Genomic DNA, 13,440 nt, shown 5'->3' with positions numbered 1-13,440 from the left:
GCCGGAAGCTTTCGGCACGGGTCGCCACTGTGCCGTGTTGCCGGCCCGTGGAAAATAGCCAGTTCCGATACATCTCGCCAGACCAGTTGCCGACCATGCACCCTCACGAGAACGGGCGGCGGGGCCTGAGCCGCGCCCTCTACGAAGAAATCCGGGCCCGCATCGCGGACGGCACCTACGCCGCCGGCGCGGCGCTGCCCTCGACCCGCGCGCTGGCGGCCGAGCGCGGGCTGTCGCGCGCCACCGTGTCGCTGGTCTATGAGCAACTGGCCGCGGACGGTTTCATCGACACGCGCGCCGGCGCCGCCAGCCGGGTGCTGGCCGGGGCCTCTCCCACCGGCCCCTCCGGGCGCGGCGAGCGTGCCGGCGCCGGGGACGGCGGGGCGCAGCCGCTCGCCGGCCGGCTGTCCGCCCTGGGTGCGCGGGTGGCGGCCATGGGGCTGCACGACGCGGCGCCATCCACCTCCAGTGAGATCGACTTCATCTACGGCCCTCTGTCCGGCCGCGACTTCCCGACCCTGGCCTGGCTGAAGGCGCTGCGCGCCGTGGAGCGCCAGCGCAGCGCCCGCCTGGCGTATGAAGACCCGCGCGGCAACCTGGAGCTGCGCAAGGTCCTGCAGGCGCACCTCAGCCAGACGCGCGGGCTGTCGTGCCCGGTGGAGCGGCTCATGATCGTGAACGGCTCGCAGCAGGCCCTCGATCTCTGCGCGCGCCTGCTCATCGACCCCGGCGACGCGGTGGTCGTCGAGAACCCCGGCTACCGCATGGCGCACCATGTCTTCGAGTCCTGCGGCGCCGAGCTGCTGTGCGTGGACGTGGACGCGCACGGGCTGCAGACCGGCCAGCTCGCGCGGATCCGGCGCGCGCGCCTGGCCTACGTGACGCCCACCCACCAGTTCCCGCTGGGTTCGTTCCTTCCCATGGGGCGGCGGCGGGCCCTGCTGGACTGGGCGGCCCGGCGGCAGGCCTGGATCATCGAGGACGACTACGACAGCGAGTACCGCTATGCGGTCCGGCCCGAGCCCGCGCTGCAGTCGCTGGACACCCGCGGCTGCGTGATCCACGTCGGCACCTTCTCGAAGACGCTGTCGCCCCAGCTCCGGCTGGGCTACATGGTGCTGCCGGCCGGCCTGGCCGATGCCTTCGCGGCGGCCAAGCGGCTGGCCGACCGGCATGCCGCGACCGGGGCGCAGCGCGCGCTGGCCCGGCTGCTGGAGGACGGCAGCTACGACCGCCACGTCCGCCGCATCCGCCGGCTGCAGCAGGCGCGCCAGCGCGCCCTCGTCGAGGCCCTGGCCGCGCACCTGGGCGGCCGCGTGGAGGTGCAGGGCGCCGCCAGCGGGCTGCACGTGGTCGTGTGGTTCAACGGGCTGCCGGCCAGCGCGGAGCCGGCGCTGGTCCGGGCGGCAGAGCGGCTCGGGGTTCGCGTGTACCCGGTCGGCCCGCTGTTCCATCCCGCCGGCCGGGCGAAGGCCCAGCCCCGGCCCGCCGGCCTGGTCATGGGCTACGCGCTGCTGGAGCGGGAGGCGATCGGGGAGGGCGTCCGGCGCCTGGCCGAGGCGCTGCGTGGCGTCGAGGCCTCTTCGCCATGAACGGATGCCTATGCCTCGCATAGGCATCCGGCACCTTCTGCCGCTGCGCCGATGGCCCTAGCATCGTTGCCCCATGAGCTTGCCCGCCTCCCCCGCGCCCATCTCCTCCGCGCACCCGCAAGCCGATCTCCTTGTCTCCCACCCCGTCCACCCCGCGCACCCCTGGCACTGGCCCGCGGTGCTCGCGGGCGGCATCGCCGGCACCCTGGCCCAGCTGGCGCAGCCGGCCCTCTGGCCGCCCTGGGCCTGCGCGGCCGTGCTGCTCGCCGGCCTCGCCGCGCTGGCCCTGGCGCTCGGGCCGCGATGGCGGCGCCGCGTGGTGCCCGGCGCCTGCGCGGTCCTTGCCGGTGCCCTCGTCGCCTTCGGCGCCTGCGGCCTGCGCGCCCAGGCCTTCCTATCCGATGCGCTGGACCCGGCCCTCGAAGGCCGCGACCTGCGCATCACCGCCGTGGTCGCCGCCATGCCGCAGTCCACCGAGGCGGGGCTGCGCCTGCGGCTGGACGTCGAATCGGCCCGGTTCGATCGCGGTGGCGGCGCGGTGCGGCTGCCGCCGTGCATCGACGTGGCGTGGTATGCCGCCTCCTCGCCCTGGTTCGCGCGCGACGGGGGCGCCGCGGGCCCGGCGGCCGGCGATGCCGCCGCGCCCCTGCCCGCCGTGCGCGCGGGCGAGCGCTGGGAGTTCACCGTGCGGCTCAAGGCGCCGCACGGCCTGCGCAATCCGGGCGGCTTCGATACCGAGTTGTGGCTGTGGGAGCAGGGCGTGCAGGCCACGGGCACGGTGCGCACCGGCGCGCGCGATGCACCGCCCGCGCTGCGGCAGGCGGCGCCCTGGTGGCGCCACCCCGTGGAGCAGGCGCGGCAGCACGTGCGCGACGCGATCCTCGCGCGGCTCGCGCCGGGCGGCCCGGCCGACCGGGCCGATCCGGACGCGGTGGCGCGCTCGCGCGCGGCGGGCGTGGTGGCGGCACTGGTCACGGGTGACCAGCGCGCGATCGAGCGGGCCGACTGGGACGTCTTCCGCGCGACCGGCGTGGCGCATCTGGTGAGCATCTCGGGCCTGCACATCACGCTGTTCGCGTGGATCGCGGCGGGGGCGGTGGGCGGGCTCTGGCGGCGCTCGCCGCGCCTGTGCCTGGCGGTGCCCGCGCCCTCGGCCGCGCTGGCGGGCGGGGTGCTGCTGGCGGCGGCCTATGCGCTGTTCAGCGGCTGGGGCGTGCCGGCGCAGCGCACGGTGTGCATGCTGGCCGCCGTGGCGCTGCTGCGCCTGTCGGGCCGGCGCTGGCCCTGGCCGCAGGTGTGGCTGCTGGCCTGCGCAGCGGTGGCGGCGGCTGATCCGTGGGCGCTGTTGCAGGCGGGATTCTGGCTGAGCTTCGTGGCGGTGGCGGTGCTGTTTGCTTCTGATTCGATAGCAAACAATGTAGAAAACACGGCGACATGGAGCCTGCGGGGCTTGTGGGCGCGCGTGGCGGCGCTGTGGCGCGAGCAGTGGGTGGTCACGCTGGCCCTCACGCCGCTCACGCTGCTGCTGTTCGGGCAGATGTCGGTGGTGGGCTTCGCGGCCAATCTGGTGGCGATCCCGTGGATGACGCTGGTGGTGACGCCGCTGGCCCTGCTGGGCGTGCTGTGGGCCCCGCTGTGGTCGGCCGCCGCCGCGTGCCTCGCGCCGTTCGCGGCGGGGCTGCAGTGGCTGGCGGGCTGGCCGTGGGCCACGCTGGCGCTGCCGGCCGCGCCGCTGTGGGCGGGCGTGGCCGGGGTGGCGGGCGGCGCGCTGCTGGCGGTGCGGCTGCCGTGGGCCTTGCGCGCGCTGGGCCTGCCGCTGCTCGTGCCGCTGCTGTGGTGGCAGCCGGCGCGGCCGGCGCCGGGGCAGTTCGAGCTGCTGGCGCCCGACGTGGGCCAGGGGCAGGCGGTGCTGGTGCGCACGGCCGGCCATGCGCTGCTGTACGACGCCGGCCCGCGCTTCGGCCCCGAGAGCGACGCGGGCGACCGCGTGCTGGTGCCGCTGCTGCGCTCGCGCGGCGAGCGGCTGGACCGGCTGGTGCTGAGCCACCGCGACAGCGACCACACGGGCGGGGCGCAGGCCGTGCTGGCGGCGCACCCGGGCGCGCAGCTGTGGGGATCGCTGGAGCCGGGCCATCCGCTGGAGGAGCACGGCGCGCGCGCCATCACCCGCTGCGCGGCCGGCCAGCGCTGGGAATGGGACGGCGTGCGCTTCGAGGTGCTGCACCCGCCGCCGGGCGCGTTCGACGCGCGGCCCGGCGCGGCGCCCAAGCCCAACACCCTGAGCTGCGTGCTGCGCGTGTCGGCGGCCGATGAAGCCGGGGAGGTGGGGGCATCGGCCCTGCTGGCGGGCGACATCGAGCGCGCGCAGGAGTCGGCCCTGGCGGCCGGCGGCATCGCCCCGGCCGACGTGCTGCTGGTGCCCCACCACGGCAGCAGGACCTCCTCCAGCGAGGCATTCCTGGACGCCGTGCGGCCCCGCACCGCCGTGGTGCAGGCCGGCTACCGCAACCGCTTCGGCCACCCCGCGCCCGAGGTGGTGCGCCGCCATGCCGCGCGCGGCGCCCGGGTGGTGGATTCCCCCGCCTGCGGCGCCCTGCTGTGGCGGTCGGCCGAGCCCGCGCACTGGCGCTGCGAGCGCGATGCGGCCCGGCGCTACTGGCACCACGCGCCCCGGCCGGCGGCCGATGCGGCGGCCGATATGGCGGGCGATCCCGCCTGAGGTGATCCGCCTGCGCGCGTCCGCAGGGTCGGGGCGGGCTTGCAACTTGCTATGCTGATTGCAGGAGGCACCACTGATGCAGAAGTTCGACGAGATGTACGAGATGCTGCCCTTCGATGGCAGCGATGTGCGCCCCCACTACCAGCGCTACGGCCAATGGCTGTCGCGCCAGCCGGCCGAGGCGATGCAGGCGCGCCGCGCAGAGGCCGAGATGATCTTCCGCCGCGTGGGCATCACCTTCGCGGTCTATGGCGCCAAGGACGAAGGCGGGGCGGGTACCGAGCGGCTCATCCCGTTCGACCTCATCCCCCGCATCATTCCCGCCCACGAGTGGGCCCGCATGCAGCAGGGCCTCGTGCAGCGCGTGACGGCCCTCAACCGCTTCATCCACGACATCTACCACGGCCAGGAGATCCTGCGCGCGGGCATCGTGCCCTCCGACCTCATCGTGGGCAACGCGCAGTTCCGCCCCGAGATGGCGGGCGTGGACGTGCCGCGCGACGTGTATGCGCACATCGCCGGCATCGACATCGTGCGCGCGCCCGACGGCCAGGGCAACGGCATCTACTACGTGCTGGAGGACAACCTGCGCGTGCCCTCGGGCGTGTCGTACATGCTGGAGAACCGCAAGATGATGATGCGGCTCTTCCCCGAGCTGTTCCGCAGCCACCGCGTGGCGCCCGTGGCCCACTACCCCGACCTGCTGCTGGACACGCTGCGCGCCAGCGCCCCGGCCGGCGCGGCCGAGCCCACGGTGGTGGTGCTCACGCCCGGCATGTACAACAGCGCCTATTTCGAGCACGCCTTCCTCGCGCAGCAGATGGGCGTGGAGCTGGTCGAGGGCCAGGACCTCGTGGTCAAGGACAACTTCGTCTACATGCGCACCACGCGCGGCCTGCAGCGCGTGGACGTGATCTACCGCCGCGTGGACGACGACTTCCTCGACCCGCAGGTGTTCCGCCCGACCTCCACGCTGGGCTGCGCGGGCCTCATGGCCGCCTACCGCGCGGGCAACGTGGCCATCTGCAACGCCGTGGGCACGGGCATCGCGGACGACAAGTCCGTCTACCCCTACGTGCCCGAGATGATCCGCTTCTACCTGGGCGAGGAACCCATCCTGGCCAACGTGCCCACGTGGATGTGCCGCAAGCCCGATGACCTGAAGTACGTGCTCGACCACCTGCACGAGCTGGTCGTGAAGGAGGTGCACGGCGCGGGCGGCTACGGCATGCTCATCGGCCCCGCCGCGTCGAAGGCCGAGATCGAGGAGTTCCGCGCCGCGCTGCTCTCCAACCCGGCGGGCTACATCGCGCAGCCCACGCTCTCGCTCTCCAGCTGCCCGACCTACGTGGAATCGGGCATCGCCCCGCGCCACATCGACCTGCGGCCCTTCGTGCTCTCGGGCCAGAAGGTGCAGATGGTGGCCGGCGGCCTCACGCGCGTGGCCCTCAAGGAAGGCTCGCTCGTGGTCAATTCATCGCAGGGAGGGGGCACCAAGGACACCTGGGTGCTGGGCGAGGGCGGGGATGCCTCCCCATCGCAGTCGCAATCGACGGGAGGGAAGTGAGATGCTGAGCCGTACTGCCGATCATCTGTTCTGGATGTCCCGCTACACCGAGCGGGCAGAAAACACCGCGCGCATGCTGAATGTGAGCTACGAGACCTCGCTGCTGCCGCAGTCGGCCGACGTGGCGCAGGAGAGCTGGCTGGGCCTGCTGTCGATCAGCGAGCTGATTCCCGCCTACACCGCGCGCCACGGCGAGGTCACGCGCGAGGGCGTGCTGGAGTTCATGGTGCGCGACGGCAACAACCCGTCGTCGATCCTCTCGTGCCTGCGCGCGGCCCGCGAGAACGCGCGCGCCGTGCGCGGCGCGCTCACCACCGAGGTCTGGGAGACGCAGAACCAGACCTGGCTGGAGCTGCACCGCCAACTGCAGGGCCGCGATTTCGAGCGCGACCCCGGCGTGTTCTTCGAATGGGTGAAGCACCGCTCGCACCTCTCGCGCGGCGTGACGCTGGGCACGATGCTGCAGGACGAGGCCTTCCACTTCCTGCGCCTGGGCACTTTCCTGGAGCGCTCCGACAACACGGCGCGCCTGCTGGACGTGAAGTTCCACGCGGTGCAGAGCGACTTCCACGGCTCGGCGCGCGAGCGCGGCCGCTCGGCACCGCAGGAGTTCGACTTCTACCACTGGAGCGCGATCCTGCGCAGCGTGTCGGCGTTCGAGGTCTACCGCAAGGTGTACCGCGACGTCATCACGCCCGAGCGCGTGGCCGACCTGCTCATGCTGCGCGCCGACATGCCGCGCTCGCTGCACGCGAGCCTGCGCGAGGTGGCGGACAACCTCGCCGTGGTGGCCAACGACCAGTCGGCCGAGACGCAGCGCAAGGCCGGCCGCCTGCTGGCCGACCTGCGCTATGGCCGCATCGACGAGATCCTGGCCACGGGCCTGCACGCCTACCTCACGCAGTTCCTCGACCGCGTGAACGACCTTGGCGCGGGCATCAGCCGCGACTTCCTGGTGCCGGTGCCGGCCTGACGCGGCCGCCGGGCCCCGGGCGCCCGGCTGCGGCGCGCACTCAGGAGCGCTGCGGTCGATGGCGCGCGCGTGCATGGCGATGGCCTCCATTAACTCCTGCAATCCGCACGTTACGATAAGCCCCTGCGCGCCCCACGATGTGTCGTCTGACGATGGCTGTTTTGATGGTTTGCGATGGCATCGTCAAGGAAAGCGGGCGTCTTGAACCCATGCCCACTGGATTGCATCGCCACCTCGCGGGTGCCGCTTGTCTCGCGAAAATTTGCAATAGGTGGGAGGAAATTTCCATGAAACGTGTCGTGTTCATCAAGACAATCGCCGCAGCGGTACTGCTCTCTGGCCTTGCTGCGCATGGCGCCGAGTGGCCAGAGCGGCCTGTGACCTTGGTGGTTCCATTTGCGGCAGGCGGCAGCACCGATGCCACCGCGCGCCTGCTGGCCGAGCGCATCGGCAAGGATCTCGGACAGCCGGTGATCGTTGATAACCGTGCCGGCGCGGGCAGCAACATCGGCAGTGCCTTCGTTGCCAAGGCTCCGCCTGACGGCTACACGCTGCTGTTGGCCACCAGTACCATCGCCGCCAATGTCTCGCTTTACCGGAACACGGGCTTCGACGTGCGAAAGGACCTCATCCCGGTCTCGCAGGTGGCCTTGATTCCGAATGTCCTCGTGGTCAACAACGACGTGCCCGCCCGAACGCTGGCGGAGTTTGTGGACTATGTTCGGCAGCGCAAGAGCGTCGTCAATTTCGGATCGGCGGGCAATGGCAGTTCACAGCATCTCTCCGGCATGCTCTTCGGCAGCATGGCATCCGGGGCGATGGTGCACGTTCCCTACAAGGGCGGCGCGCCGGCGAATGCCGATCTGCTGGCAGGGCAGATACAGGCGGTGTTCGCTCCGCTGGTGGAGGTGCTGCCCTATATCGACAGCGGAAGGCTGCGGGCGCTGGCGGTAACCACCCGGGGGCGCTCGCCGCGGCTACCCGACATTCCTGCGGTGGGGGAGTTACTGCCGGGCTACGAAGTGACCTTGTGGAACGGATTGTTCGCGCCGGCCGGCACGCCTCCTGCCGTCGTTGCCAAGCTGGCCTCTGCGGTACGCAAGGCCACTCAGGATCCGGGTCTGCGCGGCATCTTCGCCGCGCAGGGGTCTGTGCCGGTCGGTAGCACGCCGGCCGAGTTCAGGACGACGCTGGCGGATGAGATCGACAAATGGAGCAAGCTGGTTGCGCTCTCGGGTGCGCAGGCGGATTGAGTCTTCGGGAGTACCTGTGAAACCGTTGCTGCTTATTCTTGTCTTCTTGTCCGAGGAGCACCGTGTGCTGGTGTCGGAGCGCTTCGAGATGATCTACGCACCCAATGCGAACCTTGGGGCCGACCGCTCCAATGGTGCGACCCAGATCGCCAGGCACGGCCAGGACATCCGCTTGGTCTTGACCAACGGTACCAATGGCTTGCTGGCTTCGGAAATCGCGGCCCTGCCGCGACTGGAGTTGATCTGCACGCTCGGTGTGGGGTTCGAGAACGTCGCGCTCGACGCGGCCCGCGCACGCGGCATCCCCGTGTGCAATGCCGCCGGCACCAACGACGATGCCGTGGCCGACCATGCCATGGCGCTGCTGCTGGCGACGCTGCGGCGCATTCCCTTCCTCAACCATGGCGTGCGGCACGGGCTGTGGCGCGACGATATCCCTCGGCCGCCGCATATCTCGGGGCGGCGATTGGGCATCTTTGGCCTGGGCGCCATCGGCAGGAAAGTCGCCAAGCGCGCCATGGGCTTCGACATGGAGATCGGATACCACAGTCGCACGCGGCGGGATGAAACCGGCTACCGCTGGTTCGACGACCTCCCGGGTCTGGCGCAGTGGTGCGATTTTCTTGTTGTCGCGGCCCCGGGAGGGCAGGCGACGCACCATGTGGTCAACCGCGACGTTCTGCGGGCCTTGGGGCCGCAGGGGGTGCTGGTCAACGTGGCGCGGGGCACGCTGGTGGACACGAATGCCTTGGCAGATGCCTTGCGCGAACAGTGCATTTGGGCTGCAGCCCTGGATGTATATGAAGGGGAACCCATGCCGCCCGCGCCGTTGCTGGCGTTCGAGAACACCATCCTCACACCCCATATCGGTGGCATTTCGCCGCAAGCTATTCACGCCTCGGTGCTTCGCTTTATCGAGAATGCTGACGCACACTTCGCCGGCAGACAACTGCTCACGCCGGTCATCTGACGGCAGTCAGATTGCCAGGAAAGGCTCGCGCGCCCCTGCCCAGGAAAGCAGCAGGCGTCTTGCTTCCACAACTGCCTCTCCGCCCTCAGGAGTCAGTGCGCCGAAGTCGTCGATCACATGCATGTCGAGCAGGTGCAGCAGCATGGCGCAGAAGGCACGCATCCTATGCTGCTGATCCGGGGCGATTGCATGGTTGGCAGGTGGCGGGTCCCCGAGTCTGATGCTCCGGATTTCCAGAGCACGCAATACTCGCTGCCCCATAGGATTTAGGTGCTGCACGAGTTGGGTGAACATCCAGGAGTATTCCTGCAGCCTGAGGTCCAAAGCGGCGAGTGCTGTTGCCGTGCATTCGAGTTGGTGCACCGTATCACCGTAATTCCCCGTGAGCCGTTGATTGCGTGCGTCGGTATGGTCGAATGGATTCTTCGCCAATTCGCCCAGGGCCCGCAGCAAAGGGGCGTCGATCACGCCTCCGAGGATCTGCCATGAGCGCTGAAGGTAGGGCGGAACATCCCCGCACGCGATCCAGCGTATGGTCGGAATCTCTCCGGCCTCTGCGAGTTCGGAGTTGCCGAATCCCAATCCCCAAGACACCTTGGAGATGGAGCAGAGGCCATGCCAGCCAAACTCCTGCATGCTGCTGGCCCAGTTCGCTGCGATCCAGGCCGATTCCGTGATCAGCCCTTCCAGCGGACTAGCAGGCTGCCGCATCGCGATGGCGGTGAGCCGGCCGAGGGTGGTGCCCTGCGCGTGGAGCCGGGTGATCCCGACCTCCAGTGCGCGCTCCGCCAGCACTGCACGCACCGCTTCCAGGGCATGTGCCGCGTTCTTCAGCCGGTAACCTGCGGTGGGATCCTTGAAGCTGGAGAGCGCTCTCAGAGGGTGGATGGCGGCGTCCAGATTGGCGTGGTAGTTGATTTGCGTATGCATCGTGATCTCCTGTTTCCCTTTTTTGGGAGGAAGGCCCGTTGTGGTCCCCAGGTGCGAGGCCGATTTCGTCCCTGTCCCGGATGGACATGCAATCAAAGAATGTGGTGAGTGGAGCGAAGTACGGGCCTGTGCCGTCTGGCTGCTGATGTGCTGGCCGCCATGTGCAAAGATGCGCTGCGCTCCCGCGGGGCGCAAGCCGGTTGTCGCTCTGAATGCGGTTTGTCGTTGGCCTTTCCGGACCAGCGGTTACATCGCGATGTTGTCCACCCCTGCGAACTCCTCGGCTATGACGCGGTCCAGCATCCGCAGGGCCTGTCTGCTGACGAGGGGGCGGCTTGGCTCTTCCACGATGCCGAGTCTTGCCTTGGCGCCGCGCAACGGCGCCTTGTAGTCCACGGGCATGGTCGTTGCCTCAAGCGTGTCGTTGATCCGCTTGAGCGTCTGGCCGAGTTTCACGTCGGCGCCGAGGTAGAAGATGTGATGGCCAATGGCATCCAGCAACGGCCGCGCTTGCTGGTACGACTCCAGGGAGCCCGAAGTCATCACGGCGAGCCGGCCTTGCGCTGCAGCGGTGGCATCCCCGCTCACGGGGGCGCTCAAGAATGCGATACCTGCATGGGCCAGCAGATCGTGCACTTCCTGGGTGAGCAGAGCGCATGTCGTGGACAGATCCACGACGAGGCTGGTGGCGCGGCGGTCCGTGGCGATGAGCCTGGCCGAGGCCTGCGCGATCTGCCAGGCGACATCGAGTACCGTGGTCGGTAGCGGCAGGTACAGGCAGACGGCCTCTGCCGCTTCGACGAGTTCGCCTAGACTGGCTGTCGTCATGGCTTCGATGGGAGATTTCATGTACGCGTCATGGACCACCACTTCGTGGCCGGCATCCAGCCATCGTGCTTCGATATGTCCGCCGATGCTGCCCGCCCCTACCAAACCGATCCGCATGCATTGCTCCCTCAAGTCATGAATGGGTGCGGATGCTAGGTTGCAGTCTGGGCTACGGCGATTGCAGGATCTTGGGTGGGGTATGCCGTCGTGTTAATTGGTTCTGTCTTCCCTGGGAAGATGTTGCTTTCATTTATGGAGAGGATAAGGGCGAGGCTGTCTCATGATGCTGCGACGATGCCTGTCTGCCGGTCCAGCCTTGCTTGTTCGATGAGGGCTTGCACGAATTCCTCGGCATGGGGCCGGCTGGTGGAGAGCATGGACCGGAGCACGGCAGGTGTGAGCAGGATGTCTTCGGCCAGTGGAATGGTTTGGATGTCGTCGCCCCAGTCAAGTCCTTCCACCGTGAACTCATCGACGATGGCGATGCCCGCGCCCGCCCTGACCAAGGAACATGCGACATCCGTGTGGTAGATGTCGATGCGCGAATCGAGATGGACATGGGCCCGCTCGAAAGCGGCTGAAACCAGTTGTCCGAACGGTATGCTCGGATGGTGTGTGATGGTCGGATACCGCGCAATGTCCGAGAAATGCACCTCCTGCGCCATCGCAAGCGGATGGCCCCGGGGCACCACGCACACCATCCGTCCTTCGGTGAAGCGCAGCACGTCAAGATGGGCGTGATCGAGCGGCAGCACGGAGACAGCCATATCTGCCCTACTGCTTAGCACCTCGTCGGGCATGTCCGCGAGCAGGCTGGCCCGCAGTTGCACGCGTACCTTGGGGTACTTCTCCAGAAACCGCGCGATTGCCCGTGACACCAGTCCTCGGCTCAGGCAATGGCTGGCGCAGATGTTGAGGGTGCCGGCCGATCCGGTGCGCAGGCTTTCGGCGAACTCATTCACCTGGATCGCATGCTGGTAGAAGGACTCGACCTCCTTGACCAAGGCCTTTGCCTCGGGTGTCGGCACGAGCCTTCCCTTGGTTCGCTCGAAAAGTACGAGGCCGATGGTGTGCTCCGTGTGGGAAACGATGCGACTCACAGCGGGCTGGGACATGCAAAGCAGCGACGCCGCGCCCTTGACGGAGCCGGTCAGCATCACCGCTCGAAATACTTCCATTTGGCGGAGGCGGAATTGCAGCATGGTTCGTTTGGATGGCGTGATGATCCACCATCGTCCTCGTCTTTTTTTGGGGGGAGCGGCGCGTGTGCGGCACGGCCGCCATGGTTCAGTCCAGGCAACTTCCGTGCAGTCGTGCCGCATCGGCGGCAGAGCCCGGTGTCCAACGAAGAGTGGGGATGGATGATCGGGCGACAGGCTCCACGATGAATGCCCCGATGTTCTTCGCGAATACCCAGGCATGGCCCAGGCCGGAAAGTATCAGGCCCGTGAGTATGCGTGCATGAAACATGACGGGTTTATAGAAATAATCGATGGAGTGCCTGTTCGAGCGAAGCAGGCGCTGGTTCCGTGGGGCTTTCTCACGGAGAACGCACGGTCCATCAAGGCGTTGCAGTTTCTTCGTTCCTGGGGGAAAAGGCACGGGTGAGACTGTATGCATGCCTTGTCCGGCTCCGCCTTCCTGACGGTGATCAGGCGCGTCCACGATGCTGGCGGCACGCTTTTCTGGCCGCCTTTTCAGGAATGAAACATATTGTTTCGAAATTTCTCCTCGATTCTGTGCTTGTTTTGGAGGGTTGCAGGAGCGCCCACCTACGATCCCGCCCCTATCACGTAATGGGCCGCAAAAAAGATTGCGGAGCTGGAAAATGGGGGAAATCCGCATGTCGGAAGAGGGCTCGCACGCCTCTGATGCAGGAGTACAGACAGCGTTGCGCAGGCAAGGAGCCGCAACGGCTCCTATCACGGCGAACCACGCGGCCCTGCAGGCGCTGTGCCTGATCGCCAGGCTGCACCAGGTGGCGGCGGAGCCGGCCACGCTGGCGCACCAGTTGGGGCTGTCGGCGAGCGATGCGGTGGGCGTGCAGGATCTGCTGCTGGCCGCGAGGCTGCTGGGCCTGAAGGCCCGCAGGGTGCGCAGCGGGGCCGAGCGCCTCACGCTCGCGCCGCTGCCCGCGCTGGCGCTGGTGCGCGCGCCGGCCGGCGGCGAGGATGGCGGTGGCGGTGGCGGTGGCGAGGGTGCGGACGGTGCCGGCCTGCATGCCGTGGTGCTGGCGCAGTGCGACGGCCAGCGGGTGCTGCTGCAGGACCCGGGCGTGGCGGGCGCCGAAAGCGGCGGAGGGCGGCCCACCATCGAATCCGTGCCGGAATTCACGCGGCGCTGGACGGGCGAGCTGATCCTGGTCAGCAGCCGCGCGAGCCTGGCGGGCGAGCTGGCGCGCTTCGACTTCTCCTGGTTCATCCCCAGCCTGGTGCGGCACCGCAGGCTGCTGGGGGAGGTGCTGCTCATCTCCTTCATGCTGCAGCTCTTCGCGCTGGTGAGCCCGCTGTTCTTCCAGGTGGTGATGGACAAGGTGCTGGTGCACCGGGGGCTGACCACGCTGGACGTGCTGGTGGCCGGGCTGGTGGTGGTCGTCGTCTTCGAGAGC

10 protein-coding genes are annotated in these 13,440 nt (G+C 68.7%); 7 read left to right on the top strand and 3 right to left on the bottom strand.

From position 1 onward, the window contains the following. Positions 1 to 95: 95 nt before the first annotated feature. From pdxR to AX018_RS21750, 6 genes are all read left to right on the top strand, one after another. On the top strand, positions 96 to 1,592 hold the full coding sequence (pdxR, locus tag AX018_RS21775; protein ID WP_111881789.1) for a MocR-like pyridoxine biosynthesis transcription factor PdxR: 1,497 nt from the start codon (positions 96 to 98) through the stop codon (positions 1,590 to 1,592). A gap of 73 nt (positions 1,593 to 1,665) precedes the next feature. After that, a complete protein-coding gene (locus tag AX018_RS21770; RefSeq protein WP_111881786.1) occupies positions 1,666 to 4,311 on the top strand; it encodes a ComEC/Rec2 family competence protein in 2,646 nt (881 codons plus the stop codon). A gap of 76 nt (positions 4,312 to 4,387) precedes the next feature. After that, positions 4,388 to 5,878, top strand: a complete 1,491-nt coding sequence (locus AX018_RS21765; protein WP_111881784.1) for a circularly permuted type 2 ATP-grasp protein — start codon at positions 4,388 to 4,390, stop codon at positions 5,876 to 5,878. Position 5,879: 1 nt separating this feature from the next. Further along, a complete protein-coding gene (locus AX018_RS21760; protein WP_111881779.1) occupies positions 5,880 to 6,851 on the top strand; it encodes an alpha-E domain-containing protein in 972 nt (323 codons plus the stop codon). Positions 6,852 to 7,138: 287 nt separating this feature from the next. After that, a complete protein-coding gene (locus tag AX018_RS21755; protein WP_111881777.1) occupies positions 7,139 to 8,104 on the top strand; it encodes a Bug family tripartite tricarboxylate transporter substrate binding protein in 966 nt (321 codons plus the stop codon). A gap of 16 nt (positions 8,105 to 8,120) precedes the next feature. Next, positions 8,121 to 9,074: a 2-hydroxyacid dehydrogenase gene (locus tag AX018_RS21750; RefSeq protein ID WP_111881774.1), complete on the top strand. Its 954-nt coding sequence runs from the start codon at positions 8,121 to 8,123 to the stop codon at positions 9,072 to 9,074. 6 nt (positions 9,075 to 9,080) lie between these two features. Here AX018_RS21750 and AX018_RS21745 read toward each other — a convergent pair whose 3' ends face one another. The 3 genes from AX018_RS21745 to AX018_RS21735 form a co-directional block, all read right to left on the bottom strand. Next, on the bottom strand, positions 9,081 to 10,004 hold the full coding sequence (locus tag AX018_RS21745; RefSeq protein ID WP_111881771.1) for a hypothetical protein: 924 nt from the start codon (positions 10,002 to 10,004) through the stop codon (positions 9,081 to 9,083). Between the two features lie 246 nt (positions 10,005 to 10,250). Next, positions 10,251 to 10,949 (bottom strand): NAD(P)-binding domain-containing protein, encoded by a 699-nt coding sequence (locus tag AX018_RS21740; RefSeq protein ID WP_111881769.1) that lies wholly within the window; start codon positions 10,947 to 10,949, stop codon positions 10,251 to 10,253. Between the two features lie 161 nt (positions 10,950 to 11,110). Next, complete coding sequence (locus tag AX018_RS21735; protein ID WP_245951773.1) at positions 11,111 to 12,034, bottom strand: LysR family transcriptional regulator; 924 nt, start codon at positions 12,032 to 12,034, stop codon at positions 11,111 to 11,113. Positions 12,035 to 12,675: 641 nt separating this feature from the next. On the opposite strand from AX018_RS21735, the gene AX018_RS21730 reads away from it, so the two are divergent. Next, a partial coding sequence (locus AX018_RS21730) for a cysteine peptidase family C39 domain-containing protein (protein ID WP_434803145.1) occupies positions 12,676 to 13,440 on the top strand: 765 nt, incomplete at its 3' end.

The sequence above is a fragment of the Paracidovorax anthurii genome, from assembly GCF_003269065.1.
Taxonomy (GTDB): Bacteria; Pseudomonadota; Gammaproteobacteria; order Burkholderiales; family Burkholderiaceae_C; genus Paracidovorax; species Paracidovorax anthurii.
This window is presented reverse-complemented; position numbering and strand designations above follow the sequence as displayed.